This window comes from Microbacterium sp. Root61 (assembly GCF_001427525.1).
GTDB lineage: Bacteria > Actinomycetota > Actinomycetes > Actinomycetales > Microbacteriaceae > Microbacterium.
In genome coordinates, this window is the sequence record NZ_LMGU01000001.1 from 2,720,688 (window position 1) to 2,737,236 (window position 16,549).

General features: G+C 70.3%; 18 protein-coding genes. 14 read left to right on the forward strand and 4 right to left on the reverse strand.

Annotation, left to right across the window (positions count from 1 at the left end):
• Window positions 1-29: 29 nt before the first annotated feature.
• From ASD65_RS12885 to ASD65_RS12895, 3 genes are read left to right on the forward strand one after another with little or no spacing between them, the layout of a single operon-like run.
• On the forward strand, window positions 30-1,076 hold the full coding sequence (locus tag ASD65_RS12885) for an alpha/beta hydrolase (protein WP_056223258.1): 1,047 nt from the start codon (window positions 30-32) through the stop codon (window positions 1,074-1,076).
• Between the two features lie 54 nt (window positions 1,077-1,130).
• The gene (locus ASD65_RS12890; protein ID WP_056223260.1) at window positions 1,131-2,603 is read left to right on the forward strand and encodes an SDR family NAD(P)-dependent oxidoreductase; all 1,473 of its coding nucleotides are present in this window, start codon (window positions 1,131-1,133) and stop codon (window positions 2,601-2,603) included.
• The gene (locus ASD65_RS12895; protein WP_056223262.1) at window positions 2,600-2,812 is read left to right on the forward strand and encodes a putative acetyltransferase; all 213 of its coding nucleotides are present in this window, start codon (window positions 2,600-2,602) and stop codon (window positions 2,810-2,812) included. The genes ASD65_RS12890 and ASD65_RS12895 overlap by 4 nt, the downstream gene beginning before the upstream one ends.
• A 43-nt stretch (window positions 2,813-2,855) precedes the next feature.
• Here the strand turns inward: ASD65_RS12895 and ASD65_RS12900 are convergent, their stop codons facing one another.
• Window positions 2,856-3,587, reverse strand: a complete 732-nt coding sequence (locus ASD65_RS12900; protein ID WP_056223264.1) for a sulfurtransferase — start codon at window positions 3,585-3,587, stop codon at window positions 2,856-2,858.
• Between the two features lie 106 nt (window positions 3,588-3,693).
• Here ASD65_RS12900 and ASD65_RS12905 point away from each other — a divergent pair, with 106 nt between their 5' ends.
• Window positions 3,694-4,383, forward strand: coding sequence for a hypothetical protein (locus ASD65_RS12905; RefSeq protein ID WP_056223266.1), 690 nt, complete (start codon window positions 3,694-3,696; stop codon window positions 4,381-4,383).
• Window positions 4,380-4,718, forward strand: a complete 339-nt coding sequence (locus tag ASD65_RS12910; protein WP_056223267.1) for a hypothetical protein — start codon at window positions 4,380-4,382, stop codon at window positions 4,716-4,718. Before ASD65_RS12905 ends, ASD65_RS12910 begins: the two co-directional genes overlap by 4 nt.
• 130 nt (window positions 4,719-4,848) lie before the next feature.
• Here the strand turns inward: ASD65_RS12910 and purB are convergent, their stop codons facing one another.
• Both purB and ASD65_RS12920 read right to left on the reverse strand, forming a co-directional pair.
• Complete coding sequence (gene purB, locus ASD65_RS12915; protein ID WP_056223269.1) at window positions 4,849-6,222, reverse strand: adenylosuccinate lyase; 1,374 nt, start codon at window positions 6,220-6,222, stop codon at window positions 4,849-4,851.
• Between the two features lie 14 nt (window positions 6,223-6,236).
• Complete coding sequence (locus ASD65_RS12920; protein ID WP_200948668.1) at window positions 6,237-6,743, reverse strand: low molecular weight protein-tyrosine-phosphatase; 507 nt, start codon at window positions 6,741-6,743, stop codon at window positions 6,237-6,239.
• Between the two features lie 114 nt (window positions 6,744-6,857).
• Between ASD65_RS12920 and ASD65_RS12925 the strand changes: the two genes are divergently transcribed.
• Window positions 6,858-7,151 (forward strand): hypothetical protein, encoded by a 294-nt coding sequence (locus ASD65_RS12925; RefSeq protein ID WP_056223271.1) that lies wholly within the window; start codon window positions 6,858-6,860, stop codon window positions 7,149-7,151.
• The gene (locus ASD65_RS12930; protein WP_056223273.1) at window positions 7,148-8,533 is read left to right on the forward strand and encodes a hypothetical protein; all 1,386 of its coding nucleotides are present in this window, start codon (window positions 7,148-7,150) and stop codon (window positions 8,531-8,533) included. The genes ASD65_RS12925 and ASD65_RS12930 overlap by 4 nt, the downstream gene beginning before the upstream one ends.
• Here ASD65_RS12930 and ASD65_RS12935 read toward each other — a convergent pair.
• The gene (locus ASD65_RS12935; RefSeq protein WP_056223275.1) at window positions 8,487-8,879 is read right to left on the reverse strand and encodes a phage holin family protein; all 393 of its coding nucleotides are present in this window, start codon (window positions 8,877-8,879) and stop codon (window positions 8,487-8,489) included. The genes ASD65_RS12930 and ASD65_RS12935 overlap by 47 nt on opposite strands.
• Window positions 8,880-8,948: 69 nt before the next feature.
• Between ASD65_RS12935 and ASD65_RS12940 the strand changes: the two genes are divergently transcribed.
• The 7 genes from ASD65_RS12940 (at window position 8,949) to ASD65_RS12970 (ending at window position 16,529) form a co-directional block, all read left to right on the forward strand.
• Window positions 8,949-10,091 (forward strand): histidinol-phosphate transaminase, encoded by a 1,143-nt coding sequence (locus ASD65_RS12940; protein WP_056224840.1) that lies wholly within the window; start codon window positions 8,949-8,951, stop codon window positions 10,089-10,091.
• Between the two features lie 4 nt (window positions 10,092-10,095).
• Window positions 10,096-11,226, forward strand: coding sequence for a thiamine pyrophosphate-dependent dehydrogenase E1 component subunit alpha (locus ASD65_RS12945; RefSeq protein WP_056223277.1), 1,131 nt, complete (start codon window positions 10,096-10,098; stop codon window positions 11,224-11,226).
• A gap of 47 nt (window positions 11,227-11,273) precedes the next feature.
• Window positions 11,274-12,239, forward strand: coding sequence for an alpha-ketoacid dehydrogenase subunit beta (locus tag ASD65_RS12950; protein WP_056224842.1), 966 nt, complete (start codon window positions 11,274-11,276; stop codon window positions 12,237-12,239).
• Window positions 12,240-12,265: 26 nt separating this feature from the next.
• Window positions 12,266-13,597 carry a dihydrolipoamide acetyltransferase family protein gene (locus ASD65_RS12955; RefSeq protein ID WP_056223279.1) on the forward strand — a complete coding sequence of 444 codons (1,332 nt, stop codon included), beginning with the start codon at window positions 12,266-12,268 and terminating at the stop codon, window positions 13,595-13,597.
• Window positions 13,598-13,873: 276 nt separating this feature from the next.
• Window positions 13,874-14,857, forward strand: coding sequence for a metal ABC transporter solute-binding protein, Zn/Mn family (locus ASD65_RS12960; protein ID WP_056223282.1), 984 nt, complete (start codon window positions 13,874-13,876; stop codon window positions 14,855-14,857).
• Window positions 14,854-15,666, forward strand: a complete 813-nt coding sequence (locus ASD65_RS12965) for a metal ABC transporter ATP-binding protein (protein ID WP_056223285.1) — start codon at window positions 14,854-14,856, stop codon at window positions 15,664-15,666. Before ASD65_RS12960 ends, ASD65_RS12965 begins: the two co-directional genes overlap by 4 nt.
• On the forward strand, window positions 15,663-16,529 hold the full coding sequence (locus ASD65_RS12970; RefSeq protein WP_056223287.1) for a metal ABC transporter permease: 867 nt from the start codon (window positions 15,663-15,665) through the stop codon (window positions 16,527-16,529). The genes ASD65_RS12965 and ASD65_RS12970 overlap by 4 nt, the downstream gene beginning before the upstream one ends.
• Window positions 16,530-16,549: the final 20 nt, after the last annotated feature.

Here is a 16,549-nt window from a genome sequence, read left to right on the forward strand (position 1 = left end):
CAGGATGAGGGAAAGACGAGAGGGTCGGCATGACGACGGACACTTCCGAGCGGCCGCGCCGCCGGCATCGCGGATGGCGCATCTTCGGCTGGATCGGCGGTTCGATCGTCGCGATCATCCTGATCGTCTCCCTCGTCGGCGCGATCACCCCGTGGCCGTCGGCAATGCTGATCCGCGCCGTCTTCGAACAGGGCGGCACGGCCACAGCGGAGGAGATGGAGCGGCACATCCCCGACACCGCGGTCGACGCCCAGCTCGGCATCCAATACGGCGAGAGCAACGACCCGGACACGACACTGGACGTGTTCACCACGGCGGCTGCGGGCGACGTGCTCCCCACTATCGTGTGGGTCCACGGCGGCGCCTGGATCTCCGGCGAATCGGCGAACGTCGACCCGTACCTGCGCATCCTCGCCGGTGAGGGGTACACCGCCGTCGGCCTGAACTACACGCTGGGTCCGGAGGGCACATACCCGACCGCCGTGACGCAGCTGAACACCGCGCTGAAGTACCTCGACGAGAACGCCGCCGAGTTGGGGATCGACAGCACCCAGATCGTGCTCGCCGGCGATTCGGCGGGTGCGCAGCTCGCGAGCCAGCTGGCCGTGCTGACCACCAACGACCGGTACGCCCATCTGATGGGTCTCACCCCGGCGCTGCAGCCCGACCAGCTGGCCGGCATCATCCTCAACTGCGGCGTCTACGACATGACGGCGATGGCCGAGCTCGATGGGATCGTCGCGTGGGGCTTCAAGATCGCGCTGTGGGCATACACCGGGACGAAGAGCTGGTCGGCGAGCTATGAGGGCGCAACGATGTCGACGATCGACTTCGTCACCGAGGACTTCCCGGCCACCTACATCAGCGGCGGCAACGGCGACGGGCTCACCTGGTTGCAGTCGATCCCGATGAGCAGTGCGCTGCAGGATGCCGGAGTCGACGTCACCGAACTGTTCTGGCCCGCGCAGCACGAGCCCGCGCTGCCGCATGAGTATCAGTTCCACCTCGACATGCCCGATGCCCAGACCGCGCTGACCGCGACCCTGGACTGGCTGGACGCGACGACGACCAAGTAGCCACCAGCTGGGGGCTCTGAGGCTGCCCTCAGGCGGCCCGGCGTAAACTCGGGTGTGCCTTCCGAGAACCCCACCCCGCGCGACAGCGGCATCGACCCCGCCGAACTCGCCGTCACGCTCGACGTCTTGGCGCGCATGTCCGGGATGGATGAAGAGGATCCGGACTACATCGCCGTGCGCCGCGCGACGGCCGCGATGTTCAAGGCCGTCAAGAAGGAGCGACGCCGCGAGATCCGCGCCGGCATCGCCGAGGCCGACCGCAGTGTCATCGCCGCCACGGCGACGGGCGCCCCGGACCGCATCGACGACGAGACGCGCGGCATCCCGATCAGCACGGCCACGACCGCTCCGACGGCCGGCACGCTCATCAAGGCCCGCGCCTGCTACATCTGCAAGCAGCCGTACCAGCTCGTCGACGCGTTCTACCACCAGCTCTGCCCGACCTGTGCGGCGATGAGCCATGCCAAGCGCGACGCGCGCGCCGACCTCACCGGCAAGCGGGCGCTCCTCACCGGCGGCCGCGCGAAGATCGGCATGTACATCGCGCTGCGACTGCTGCGCGATGGGGCGCACACCACGATCACGACGCGCTTCCCGCGCGACGCGGTCCGCCGATTCTCCAGCCTTCCCGACTCCCCCGAGTGGATCGACCGCCTCAAGATCGTCGGCATCGACCTGCGCGATCCCGCCCAGGTGATCGGTCTGGCGGAGGATGTCGCAGCCGCCGGCCCGCTCGACATCCTCATCAACAACGCGACCCAGACGGTGCGGCGCTCGCCGGGCGCCTACCAGCCGCTGGTGGATGCCGAGCTTGCGCCGCTCCCGGACGGCCCGCTGCCGGAGCTCGTGACCTTCGGTCACACCAACGACCCGCACCCCCAGGCGCTGGAGCGCTCCGTCGCCGCCCACCCCGTCCTGGCCGCCGCGGCCGCGCGCGCCGACGAGCTCACCGAGCTGGCCATGGCCCCCGGGTCGAGCTCGCTGGAGCGCCTCGCCGCCGGCACCGCCATCGACGCCGGTGGGCTCGTGCCCGACCTGCACGACGTCAACTCGTGGACGCAGCACGTCGACGAGGTCGATCCGCTCGAGATGCTCGAGGTGCAGCTGGCCAACACGACGGCGCCGTTCCTGCTCGTCTCCAAGCTGCGCGCCTCGATGGCCGCCAGCCCGGCCCGCCGCAAGTACATCGTGAACGTCAGCGCCATGGAGGGCGTGTTCGGCCGCGGCTACAAGGGTCCGGGGCATCCGCACACCAACATGGCCAAGGCCGCCGTGAACATGCTCACCCGCACCAGCGCCCGCGAGATGTTCGAGACCGACCGCATCCTGATGACCAGCGTCGACACCGGCTGGATCACGGACGAGCGTCCGCACCCGACCAAGGTGCGCCTCGCCGAAGAGGGCTTCCACGCCCCGCTCGACCTGGTCGACGGCGCCGCGCGCGTGTACGACCCGATCGTGCGCGGCGAGGCCGGCGAAGACGTGTTCGGCGTGTTCCTGAAGGACTACAGCAAGGGCTCCTGGTGACGCTTCCCGCTCCCGGCGCGCGCGTCGTCGTGCGTTACCTGCTTCCTTCGGGGCAGGCGACGGATGCCTTGGGCCAGCTGCTGAGCGCGGATGACACCACGATCGTGGTCGACGGCGTCCGCGGCATCGAGCGCATCCGGGTGGCCGACATCATCGCCGCGAAGGAAGTCCCTCCGCCGCCGGCGCCGCGGATCCGCCGCGCCGACTGAACCGCGGCGTCGGACCGATGCCACGCACGGCGACGTCGCGACGCTAGCGGGCGACCAGCTCCGGGGTGAGCGCTTCGCGCTCGTCGAAGACGAAGCAGTCGCCCTCGAAATGGGCGTCGCCGACCTCTTCGAAGTAGGTCAGGATGCCGCCGTCCAGCTGCATCACGTTCGGGTGGCCGGCCTCCTGCAGGTAGATCGCAGCCTTCTCGCAGCGGATGCCGCCGGTGCAGAAGCTCACGACGGTCTTGCCCTCGAGCTGCGCGGCGTGCTCGGTCGCGGCATCCGGGAACTGGCTGAACTTCGTGATGCCCCAGTCGATCGCGTTCGCGAACGTGCCGTACTCCACCTCGAACGCATTGCGGGTGTCGAGCATGACGACCGGACGACCGGCGTCGTCGTGGCCCTGATCGAGCCAGCGCCGCAGCGTCGGGGCATCGACCGCGGGTGCCCGCGAGGCGGCGGGGCGGATCGTCGGGTGGTCCATGCGGATGATCTCGTGCTTGAGCTTGACCAGCATCCGCTGGAAGGGCTGATCCGTCGACCAGCTCTCCTTCGTCGTCAGCGACGCGAAGCGCTCGTCCGTACGGAGCTCGGCGAGGAACGAGCGGACGGATGCCGCATCCCCGGCGAGGAAGAGGTTGATGCCCTCTTCGGCCAGAAGGATGGTGCCCTTCAGCCCCAGGTCGTTCGCGCGCTCGCGTAGCAGGGGTCGCAGCGTCTCCCGGTCGTCCAACGGGACGAACAGGTAGGCCGAGACATTGAGTACGCGATCCATCGAGGGGAGTTTACCGGCCGGTCCTGGGCGCGAGCGCTGTGCGGGGAGGCCGATCCGACGCGACGACCTAGACTAGGGGCATCCCCATTTCCCTCCAGGAATCGTCGTGACCGCAGCTACTTCCGCCCGCGCCCTCGAGCCGCGGCATCTTCAGCTCGCCCGTGCCGCCTTCGCGGCGATCGCGGCGGCGATGATCACGTTCTCCCCCGACCACTCCTCGCAGGTCGGACTCGCCGTCTTCAGCGGGTTCGCGATCGCGACCGGTCTGTCGTTCCTGCTGTCGGTCTGGCTGGTCTTCCCCGCCGGCGAGCGGTGGCCTTCCGTGCTGATGGGCATCCTCGCGATGCTCGCCGGGATGATCGCCGGTCTCGTCGGCCTCCGCTCGATCACCCTGTTCTTCTCCGTCGTCGTCACGTGGGCGCTGCTGAGCGGACTCATCGAGACGATCGTCGGCTGGCGCGCCCGACGCGCGCTGCGCACCGTCGCCGCGCCCGATGAGGCCGAGCGCACCGCCGCGCGCGATGCGCTCACCGTCGGCATCATCACGATCGTGCTCGGCCTCGCGCTGCTGGTCGTGCCGACGCAGTACGCGCTGCAGTACTACATCGAAGAGGCCGGCCGCTCGTTCATCCTCACCGGCATCACGATCGGTGTCGGGATCTTCGGCGGCTACGCGGCCATCGTCGCCGTCTACCTCGCGATCGCCGGATTCTCGCCGCGCCGCACACCCGCCGTGAACCCACGCGAAGACGCGGCTGCACAGCCCGTCGATGAGGCGCCTGGAGGCACCGCATGACCGAAAAGCCCACCCGTCGCGCCCTGATGAAGCCCCTGCAGCTGCTCGGGCTCGCCTTCGGCGCCGCCCTGTTCGCCGGGATCGTCACCCTCGTCTCGATGGGCTTCTTCCAGCAGCGTCAGGCCGGTGAGGCCGAGCGTGCGCTCGTCGTGGCCGGAGTCATGTTCGGTATCGTCTTCATCGTCATGCTCGTCGGCCTCGCGCTCCTGATCCTGGTCGTCGACCCGACGGACGTGCAGAAGACGGTCGACCGTCCGGTCCTCTACCCGAAGGACGACGACAAGGGCCAGAACGACGCACCGGATGCCGCGGCATCCGGTGACCCGAAGGCCTGACGCGTCCGACCACGGCGCTGACGCGACCTCGCGGCGCGACCGAGCGCGCCGGCCGCGCCCGTCAGGCGACGGGGCTTCGGCTGACCGAGCCCGTCAGAAGACAGGCGTCAGGCGATCCCGGCGCCTCGACCTACTCGACGAGGCTGGCGGCCAGCCCGACGTAGGTTGCCGGCGTGAGCGCCAGCAGGCGCTGCTTCGCGGCATCCCCGATGTCGAGTCCGCGCACGAACTCGGCGAGGTCCTCGGCGCCGACGCGGCGTCCGCGCGTGAGGTCCTTCAGGAGCGCGTACGGGTCGGTGATCGACGAGCGGCCCGCAGCGATCTCGGCGCGGACCACGGTCTGGATCGCCTCGGCGAGCACTTCCCAGTTCACGTCGAGATCGGCCAGCAGCACGTCTTCGGCGAGGGAGATCTCGCCGAGTCCGCGCTGGAGGTTGTCCAGCGCGAGCAGCGAGTGACCGAGGGCGACGCCGATGTTGCGCTGCGTGGTCGAGTCGGTGAGGTCGCGCTGCAGGCGGCTGGTGACCAGCGTCTGCGCGAGCGAGGCGAGCAGCGCGCCGGCGATCTCGAGGTTCGCCTCGGCGTTCTCGAAGCGGATCGGGTTGATCTTGTGCGGCATCGTCGAGGATCCGGTGGCGCCGGCCACCGGGATCTGCGTGAAGTAGCCGATCGAGATGTAGGTCCAGATGTCGGTCGCGAGGTTGTGCAGGATGCCGCCGACATGACGGACGCGGTCGTACAGCTCGACCTGCCAGTCGTGCGACTCGATCTGGGTGGTCAGCGGGTTGAACCCGATGCCGAGGCCCTCGATGAACGTGCGGGTCAGTTCGGGCCAGTCCACGGACGGGTCCGCGGCGACGTGCGCCGACCAGGTTCCGGTGGCTCCGGAGAACTTGGCGAGGAATTCGGATGCCTCGACCTGCGCCGCGACCCGCTCCAGGCGCCACGCGAACACCGCGAGCTCCTTGCCCATGGTCGAGGGCGTCGCCGGCTGGCCGTGGGTGCGCGAGAGCATCGCGGCATCCTTGTGCTGCACCGCGAGGGTGCGCAGCGTGCCGATGACGGTCTGCAGCTTCGGCAGCCACACCTCGACGATCGCGCGCTGCACGGTGAGCGCGTAGGACGCGGAGTTGATGTCCTCGCTGGTCGCGGCGAAGTGCGTGAGCTCGGCGATGCCGTCGAGTCCGAGCGCGGAGAGCCGATCGCGCACCAGGTACTCCACGGCCTTGACGTCGTGGCGGGTGACCGCTTCCTTGTCGGCGAGCCAGTCGATCTCGGCCTGTCCGAAGTCGCGGTACAGGGCGCGCAGGCGCTCCTTGTCCTCCGCGGACAGCGGCGAGGTCTCGAACAGCGACCGGTCGGTGAGGGTGATGAGCCATTCGACCTCGACCTCGACGCGGGCGCGGTTGAGGCCCGCCTCGGAGAGATAGTCGGCGAGCCCCGTCACCGCGGCGCGGTAGCGGCCGTCGAGGGGGCTGAGGGGCTGGGGGGGAAGAGAAGGCACGAGGGGCCGTCCTGTCAGATCGCGGGGCGGATCGCGGGTTCGAGCTGTCGGAAGAGCGAACGGCTCGCACTCTCGATCATACCGAGCACGTCATCGAACATCCCGGGCCCCGCGTAGTAGGGGTCGGGCACGTCGAGGGTCTGTGCGCTCGCGTCGAACGACATGAGCAGCGCGATCTTGTCGGCGTCCGCCTCGCTGCGGGCCCAGCCGTGCAGAATCCGCTCGTGGCTGCGGTCGAGCGCCACGATGAGGTCGTTGTTGGCGAAGTCGGCATGGGTGAACTGGCGGGCCCGATGCCGCGCGCCGTCGTACCCGCGCCGTTCGAGGGCCTCCAGTGTGCGCACATCGGCGCGCTCGCCGACGTGCCAGTCGCCGGTGCCCGCCGACGTCGAAGCCACGCGGTCTCGCAGGCCGGCGGCATCCGCGAACCAGCGGAACACGACGTCCGCCATCGGGGAGCGGCAGATGTTGCCGGTGCATACGAAGACCACGCGGAACGGCTCGTCGGCGCTCGCGGTCATCTCTCTATTCTTGCGCCGAGCGACGGCTCCTGCACACCGTCTGCCTCCACGAGGCCGATCCACAGCCCCGGTGCGGGTGTCCCCGTGGCTGCGCGACGGCGTCAGAGTGGGGGCATGTCCCTGCTGATGTCGTGCGACCCGACCGCGATCGCGTGCCTCGACACGCTCGCGCGCGTGCGCCGACAGGTGGACGACGCCGCCGTCCGATTGCAGGCCGCGCACGCCCATGCACTCGCCCTGGCCGACGCGACGCGGTGGCAGACCGAGGCCGCGCGCCGGTTCCGCGACGTCACCGCGCAGTGGTGTCAGGATGTCGCGGCGCTCGCCGCCGAGGCCGCCGAGGTCGGCGACGACGTGAGTCGGCTGCATCATCGCGTGGCGCTGTTGATGGGGGATGCCGCGGGGTGAGCGACGACCTCGACATCCGCAGCGGCGGCGTGGTCGCCGTCGACACCGAGACGCTTCGCGAAGCGGCGGGCGGATTCGCGCGGTTGGGGCGCGAGCTCGAGGCGATCGTCGGGTTGGTCGGCTCGGCCGGTGCGCAGCTGTTCGCTCTCCCGCGGATCGCCTGGGACGTCTCGTCGCGGGTCGAGGAGCTGCGCCGCCGGGTAGGCGACGCCGTGGCACACGCGCAGCGTGCCGACGCAGACCTGCGCGCGGCGGCCGCCGTCTACGAGGTCGTCGAGCTCCGCGCGGCGCACGGGGTGGCGGAGGCGGCGGGCGAGACGGCCACGCTCGCGGCGATCGAGGCGCGGATCGCCGTGCTCGCCGACGAGTATCCCGATGTCCTGGAGACGGCATCGCGAGGTCCCCTGGCGTGGGGGCTGGCCTGGCCGGCAGAGCTGACCGCTCAGGCCGGCGCGGCGCTGTGGTGGGCGCCACCGGGCATCGCGGTCGCCGCCGGGGTCGGGATGTTCGGGACGGCGCAGCTGGCGCGGCTGGTCGGCGCCGGAACGGTCCCGCAGGACGCGAGGCTGCGCGTCGCGTCGACCGCGATCATCGTCGCGCCCGTGCGGCGCGACACCCGAACGGCGGCACCGACGACGCTCGCTGCGGCGGCCGCGCGCATCCCGGGCGGCGAGGGCTCCCGCATCCGCGTCGAGAAGTACACGATGGCCGACGGATCCCGGCAGTTCGCCGTCTACGTCACCGGCACGCAGTCCTTTGCTCCGGTGAGCAAGGACCCGTTCGACATGACTTCGAACGTGCAGCTGTACTCCGGGTCGACCTCGGCTTCGTACGACGCCACCCTCGCCGCCCTGCGCGAGTCGGGAGCCCGGCCGGGCGATGCCGTGCACGCGTTCGGCCACTCCCAGGGGGCGATGGTCACCGCGCACATCGCGCTGGAGGGCGAGTTCGACACGCGCACGCTCGTGTCGTTCGGCCCACCCGTCGAGGCCGACATCGGAGCGGACACCCTCAGCGTCTCCCTGCGGCACACGGACGACCCCGTCGTCGCCCTGGAGGGCGGCGGTCACGACTATCCCGTGGGCGCGCCCGGGAGTTTCGTCGCGGAGCGCGTGGCCGACCCCGACCCAGGGCTGCACGACGTCCGCCTGCCCGCGCACGGCATCGCCGCGTACACCGAGACGGCCCGGATGCTGGATGCCTCGACCGATCCGCGGATGGATCCGGTGCGGGCGCTGCTGGACGAGCTGGGGGCCGCGGCATCCGTCGAGAGCGTCGAATACTCGGCGGAACGGGTCACGGCGCTCCCGGCGCCGACTCCGGGACCCGAGCCGGTCAGTCCTTCCGCTGCGGGCGGAGGATCAGCCCGAAGACCCAGTTGATGAGGGAGATGATGAGCGCCGCGACCACGCCCCACCAGAAGTCCTCGACCCGCAGACCCCAGTTCCACCAGTGCGTGAGCCAGGCCGTCAGCCACAGCAGGAACGCGTTGATGATGAGCGAGATGAGGCCCAGCGTGAGCACATAGAGGGGGAACGCCAGCACCTTGATGACGGTGCCGATGAGCGTGTTCACCAGAGCGAAGATGGCCGCGACGATCAGCAGTGTCAGGACGAACTGCAACGTCTCTCCGGGCGGGAACGGGATCACCGACACCATCAGTGCGGGGATCAGGGTCACCACCCAGATCGCAAAGGCGTTGATGACGACGCGGATGAGGAAGCGCATGTCGGTCAGTCTGACACGCCGCTCACAGCGGAGGAAGGCAATCCGCCGCGTGTGGGCGACGTGCGACGCATGCCTCCTAGACTCGGTCGGGTGACCGACGCCACCGAGAGATCCGACGCTCCCGTCCGCATCCGCCCCGAGATCGCGGCCCTCCCGCCGTACAAGCAGGGCAAGCAGGCCGGTGCAGACGCGTTCAAGCTGTCGAGCAACGAGAATCCGTTCGACCCGCTGCCGAGCGTGGTCGAGGCCCTCCAGCGCACCGTCGAGATCAACCGGTATCCGGATGCCACGGCCAGCCGCCTGCGGCACCGCCTGGCCGCGCGTTTCGGCGTCACGCCCGAGGGCGTGCACATCGGCTCGGGCAGCGTCGCGATCCTCGCGCAGCTGATGCTCGCCGCGGCCGGTCCCGGCGACGAGGTCATCTACGCGTGGCGGTCGTTCGAGGCCTACCCGGGGCTCGCCCTGATCGCCGGCGGGACGCCGGTGCAGGTGCCGCTCACCCAGGACGCCCGCCACGACCTGCCCGCCATGGCCGCAGCCGTCACCGACCGCACCCGTGCCATCATCGTGTGCAGCCCGAACAACCCCACCGGCCCGATCGTCACCCAGGTCGAGTTCGACGAGTTCCTGGCGGCCGTGCCTCGCGATGTCCTGGTCATCCTCGACGAGGCCTACGTCGAGTTCGTCACCGACCCGAGCGCCGTGGACGGGATGCGGGTGCTCGCTGTCTCCGGCCACGAGAACGTCGTCGTGCTGCGCACCTTCTCGAAGGCGTTCGGCCTGGCGGGCCTCCGGGTCGGCTACGCGATCGGTCACCCGCGGATCCTCGACGCCGCCCGCAGCACCAGCATCCCCCTGTCCGTCACGGCGCAGGCCGAAGAGGCGGCGCTGGCGAGCCTGGCCGCCGAGTCCGAGCTGCTCGAACGGGTGCGGGTCATCGCCGCCCGCCGCGACCGCCTGGTGGCGGGGCTGCGGGAGAGCGGATGGCGCGTGCCGGACGCCCAGGGCAACTTCGTGTGGCTGCCCGCCGGCGCCGAGACACTGCCGATCGCAGCCGCATTCGAGGAGGAGGGGCTGATCGTCCGCCCCTTCGCCGGTGACGGTGTGCGTATCTCGGTCGGCGAGGAAGAGTCTGTTGAGAAGGTCCTACGGATCGCGGCATCCGTTGTCCAGACTCTCCCAGAAGGCCACGCGGGGCGAGGGTTAGCGTAGAAAAGTGACTCCGTCTGAAGACACCTCGCTTGTGCGCGTGCTGGCGGCCGATGGGTCGCTGGCCCCTACGGCGGCGGCTGAACGCTACCTTCCGCTGATCGACGCGCTCGCCGAATCCGAGCTCGAGACCTTCTATCGCGACATGGTCGTGATCCGCGCGTTCGACCGCGAGGCCACCAACCTGCAGCGTCAGGGGCAGCTCGCGCTGTGGCCGCCGAGCCTCGGCCAGGAGGCCGCGCAGGTCGGTTCCGCACGTGCGGCCCGCCCCCAGGACCACCTCTTCCCGTCCTACCGCGAGCACGTCGTGTGCACGATCCGCGGCGTCGATCCGGTCGACATCATCCGGGTCATGCGGGGGCTCACCCACGGTGGCTGGAACCCGTTCGATCCGAAGAACGGCAACACGCACGTCTACACGCTGGTGCTGGGCGCCCAGACGCCGCACTCGACCGGACTCGCGATGGGCATCACGCTGGACGGCCGCAGCGGCACCGGCGACCTCGAGCGCGACGAAGCCGTCATCGTCTACTACGGCGACGGCGCGTCCAGCCAGGGCGACGTCCACGAGTCGATGGTGTTCGCCGCCAGCTACCAGACGCCTCAGGTGTTCTTCCTGCAGAACAACCAGTGGGCGATCTCGGTCCCGGTCTCCACCCAGTCCCGTTCGCCGCTGTACCTGCGCGGCGAAGGGATCGGCATCCCGAGCGTCCAGGTCGACGGCAACGACGTCCTGGCCAGCTACGCGGTCTCGAAGGTCGCGCTCGACGAGGCGCGCGCCGGCGGCGGACCGCGGGCGATCGAGGCGCTGACGTACCGCATGGGTGCGCACACGACGAGCGACGACCCGACCAAGTACCGCACGAGCGACGAGGAGCGCTCCTGGGCCGAGCGCGACCCGATCGAGCGCATGCGCGTGTTCCTGCGCGGCCGCGGGGCATCCGACGCGTTCTTCGCCGACGTCGAGGCCGAGGGCCGTGCCCTCGCCGAGGACGTCCGGACGCGCACGACGGCCCTGGAGACGATCCCGGCCGACCTGATCTTCTCGAACGTGTACAGCGACCCGCATCCGCTCGTCGATGAGCAGCGCGCGTGGCTGGCCGGGTACGAGGCATCCTTCGAGGAGGACCCTTCGTGAGCGACGTGTCGACCACTGATGTCCCGACGGCCGAGGCCGTCACGACGATGCCCTTCAGCCGCGCGCTGAACGCCGGACTGCGCAAGGCGCTCGCCGACTCCGACCGCGTCCTGCTCATGGGCGAGGACATCGGAAAGCTCGGCGGCGTGTTCCGCGTCACCGAGGGGCTGCAGGCGGAGTTCGGCGAACGTCGCGTGCTGGACACGCCGCTGGCCGAGTCCGCCATCATCGGCACCGCTATCGGACTGGCGATGGGCGGGTTCCGTCCGGTGTGCGAGATCCAGTTCGACGGCTTCGTCTTCCCCGGATTCGACCAGATCACCTCGCAGCTCGCGAAGCTCACGTACCGCCACGAGGGCGCGCTGCAGATGCCCGTCGTCATCCGCATCCCGTACGGCGGACACATCGGCGCTGTCGAGCACCACCAGGAGAGCCCGGAGGCGTACTTCACGCACACGCCGGGCCTGCGCGTGGTCAGCCCGTCGACGCCGAACGACGCGTACTGGATGATCCAGGACGCGATCAGCTCCCCCGACCCGGTCATCTTCCTCGAGCCCAAGAGCCGCTACTGGCAGAAGGGCGAAGTGGATGCCTCGGCACGGGCGCTCCCGCTGCACGCGAGCCGGGTCGTCCGGCGCGGGACGGACGTGACGATCGTCGCGCACGGCGCGATGGTCGCCACCGCACTGCAGGCCGCGGCGCTCGCCGAGGCCGAGGGCACGAGCTGCGAGGTCGTGGACCTGCGCTCGCTCTCCCCCATCGATTACGGGCCGATCCTGGACTCGGTGCGCCGCACCGGACGCATGGTCTACGCCCAGGAGGCGTCCGGGTTCACCTCGCTCGGCAGCGAAGTGGCCGCCACGGTCATGGAGCGCGCCTTCTACTCGCTCGAGGCCCCGGTGCTGCGGGTGTCGGGCTTCGACACCCCCTTCCCCCCGGCCAAGCTCGAGGGCATCTTCCTCCCGGACGCGGACCGCATCCTCGAAGCCGTCGACCGCACCCTCGCGTACTGACGGCACCCGTTCCGAAAGGACACCGGATGAGCACCCAGACCTTCCACCTCCCCGACGTCGGTGAGGGCCTCGCCGAGGCCGAGATCGTGTCGTGGCGCGTCGCGCCCGGCGACACGGTCGCGGTCAACGATGTCGTCGTCGAGATCGAGACGGCCAAGTCGCTCGTCGAGCTGCCGTCGCCGTTCGACGGCGTCGTGAGCGAACTGCTCGCGGCCGAGGGCGACACGGTGCTGGTCGGTGCACCGATCATCACCATCGCCGGAGCGGGCGTCGTCACCGACGTGCCCGAACCGGCCGAGCCCGCGGCGGACGCGAGCGGCTCGGTGCTGGTCGGATACGGCAGCCCTGGACACGTGCAGTCGCGCCGCCGGAAGCCGGCGGAACGCCCGGTCGCGGCATCCGTCGGTGTCGTCGCCAAGCCGCCGATCCGCAAGCTCGCCCGCGACCTCGACGTCGACCTGGCCGACGTCACGCCCAGCGGTCCCGCCGGTGAGATCACGCGCGACGACGTCGTCAAGCACGCCTCGCAGGCCAGCGTCTTCCGCAACATCGAGACGCCGGAGTGGGGTGCGCGCGAGCAGACCATCCCCGTGGCCCCCGTCGCCGTCGTGACGCCGCGTCCTGCGGCCGCATCCTCCGCCTCCGTCTCGGCGGACGAGCGTGAAGAGACGATCCCGGTCAAGGGTGTGCGCAAGGCCACGGCGTCCGGCATGGTGCAGAGCGCATACTCGGCACCGCACGTCACGGTGTGGACCGACGTGGACGCGAGCCGCACGATGGAGCTCGTCAAGCGACTCAAGGCCTCGCCCGACTTCGCCGACGTCAAGGTCTCGCCGTTGCTCATCATGGCCCGCGCCGTGATCTGGGCCGCGCGTCGCACGCCGATGGTGAACGCGGCCTGGGTCGACGGGGAGGGTGGCGCAGAGATCCGCGTCCGCCGCTACGTCAACCTCGGCATCGCCGCGGCCACGCCGCGCGGGCTGCTCGTGCCGAACATCAAGGACGCCCAGGACCTCAACATGCGCGGCCTGGCCAACGCGCTCGAGAAGCTCACGCTGACCGCGCGCGAGGGTAAGACGACCCCGGCCGATCAGCACGGCGGCACCATCACGATCACCAACATCGGCGTGTTCGGGATGGATGCCGGCACCCCGATCATCAACCCCGGCGAAGCCGGCATCATCGCGCTGGGCACGATCAAGCAGAAGCCGTGGGTCGTGGACGGCGAGGTGCGCCCGCGCTGGGTCACCACGGTCGCCGGGTCGTTCGATCACCGGGTCGTGGACGGCGACGGCATGAGCCGGTTCATCGCCGACGTCGCCTCGATCCTCGAAGAGCCCGCGCTCCTCCTCGACTGAGGCGCACTCGGGATGCCCTCCGGCGTGGGCGGGCGCTCCGCGCTGGCGTAGACCGCTCTTGACCGCGAGACTGCAACGGAGAGTCGAGACTGCGGGTATTACCCGCTGTCTCGACGTGCCACTGCAGTCTCGGCGGGGTGTGGCCGGGCGCACACGGGGGCCCGCACGCCGCACGGCACCGCGCGGGATGACGTGAGGCGCCGCGCAGACGGCGCGTAGCAACTGCCACCACCCTGCGAGCTTGAGAACGATTATCAATAGCGTTAGGGTGGAGGCATGACCTCCCGTCGCATCCTTCCCGTGCTCGCTCTCGCCGCTGCATCCGCCGTCGTTCTGGCCGGATGCGCGTCGACGGATGCCGGGGCCGACGACGGACGCATCTCGATCGTCGCGTCGACCAACGTCTACGGGCAGATCGCGCAGGAGGTCGGCGGCGACCTCGTGGACGTCTCGGCGATCGTCTCGTCCGCCGCGCAGGACCCGCATTCGTTCGAGGCCAGCGCGCGCGATCAGCTCAGCGTCAACCGCGCCGACCTCATCATCGAGAACGGTGCCGGCTACGACGCGTTCATGGATGCCCTGATCGAGTCGAGCGCGGCGGATGCCCCGGTCATCACGGCGGCCGAGCTGTCGCCCGAATGGCCCGCGGACGACCACGGCGACGACGCCGAGCATGACGACCACGCCGACGACGATCACGGTCACGATGACCACGACCACATCGAGGGGTTCAACGAGCACGTCTGGTACGACCCGGCGACGATGGGTGCGCTCGCGACCGAGATCGCGCACGAGCTGGGCGAGCTCGACCCCGACAACGCCGCCACATTCGAGGCGAACGCCGCCACCTTCCAGAGCGGGATCGACGGCCTCGCCGCCGCGCTGGCGAAGGTAGAGGCATCCGCCGGGGGTGCCGGCGTCTTCGTGACCGAACCCGCCCCCGTGTACCTCCTGCTCGCCGCCGGGCTGACGGATCTGACCCCTCCCGCGTTCAGCGAGTCGGTCGAGCAGGGGCAGGACGTGCCTCCGGCCACGCTGCTGGCCGCGCTCGACCTGCTGCGCTCGGGCGACGTGGACGTGCTGATCGCCAACGCCCAGACCGGCGGAGCCGAGACGACGCAGGTCATCGACGAGGCCGAGACGCAGAAGATTCCGGTGCTCGAGTTCACAGAGACCCTCCCGGACGGCGAGACTTACCTGCAATGGATGCAGCAGAACATCGACGCGCTGACCACGGCGCTGGCGCAGCCGGCCCCGTGACCGGCGACAACCCCCTCGAGATCACCGGCGCCGCCCTGCGCCGGGGCGACCGCGAACTGTGGTCGGGCCTGGACCTGACCGTCGCGCCGGGCGAGCTCATCGCCGTGCTCGGGCCCAGCGGGTCGGGCAAGACGACCCTGCTGCGCGCGATCCTCGGTCTGGAGCGACTCAGCGCGGGGCGCATCGTCGCTCTCGGTGAGGATGTCAAGGCCGCCGGCAACCGCCGCATCGGGTACATCCCGCAGCAGCGCCCACTGCCGCGCGACACTGCGCTGCGCGGCCGCGACCTCATCGCGCTCGGCGTCGACGGACACCGCTTCGGCTTCCCGATCCCGCGCAAGGGCGACAAGAAGCGCATCGACGCACTGATCGACGCGGTCGGGGCTCGGGGCTTCGCCGACCGCCCGGTCGGGCTGCTCTCCGGCGGCGAGCAGCAGCGACTGCGTACCGGTCAGGCCCTCGCCGACGACCCGCGCCTGCTGCTGTGCGACGAGCCGCTCACCAGCCTCGACCTCGCCAACCAGCAGGCCGTCGTCGGGCTCATCGACCGGCACCGCAAGGAGACCGGCGCCGCCGTGCTGCTGGTCACCCACGACATCAACCCCGTCCTGGGCAAGGTCGACCGCATCCTGTACCTGACCAACGGCCGGTTCACCCTCGGCACCCCCGACGAGGTGCTCAACTCGCGCGTGCTCACCGACCTCTACGGGGCACCCGTCTTCGTGCTGCGCGCCGGCGACCGGCTCGTGGTCGTCGGAGCACCGGATGCCGAGGCATCCCATCACCATCACGAGGGGGAACCCGCGTGAACTGGCCCGATGTCTGGGACGCCATGTTCGGCGGGCTCTCCGATTACGGCGCGATCCTCGCGCTGGTGTCGAACTCGGTCATCGCCGGTGCGGTCCTCGGACTTGTCGGCGGACTCGTGGGCGTCTTCGTCATGCAGCGCGACATGGCGTTCGCGGTGCACGGCATCAGCGAGCTCTCGTTCGCCGGCGCGGCAGCCGCGCTCCTCATCGGCGTCGACGTCGTGACCGGATCGATCATCGGGTCGCTCATCGCGGCCGCCGTGATCGGGGTGCTCGGCGCGCGGGCACGCGATCGCAACTCGATCATCGGCGTGCTGATGCCCTTCGGTCTCGGCCTCGGCATCCTGTTCCTCTCGCTCTACGACGGACGCAGCGCGAACCGCTTCAGCCTGCTCACCGGCCAGATCGTGTCGGTGCAGAACGACCAGCTCGGCTGGCTGATCGCGATCAGCGCGTTCGTCATGATCGGGATGCTGCTGATCTGGCGCCCGCTGCGCTTCGACTCCCTCGACCCGCAGTCCGCCGCCGCCCGAGGCGTGCCGACGACCGCGGTCTCGCTCGTGTTCATGCTGCTGCTCGGCCTGATCGTCGCCGTCAGCGTGCACATCATCGGCGCGCTGCTCGTGATGGCGCTGGTGGTCACGCCGGCCGCCGCGGCCATGCGCATCGCCTCCGGCCCCCTGGCGGTGCCGCTGTGGGCCGCCCTGTTCGGCTTCGTGTCGGGCGTCGGCGGCATCCTGCTCGCGATCATGGGCACGCTGCCGGTGAGCCCGTACATCACGACCGTGTCGTTCGTCATCTACCTGGTGTGCCGCTTCATCGGCAACCGCCGCGACCGCGTCACGAGGTCGGCGCATGAGTGAGAGACGCGATTCCCGGACGG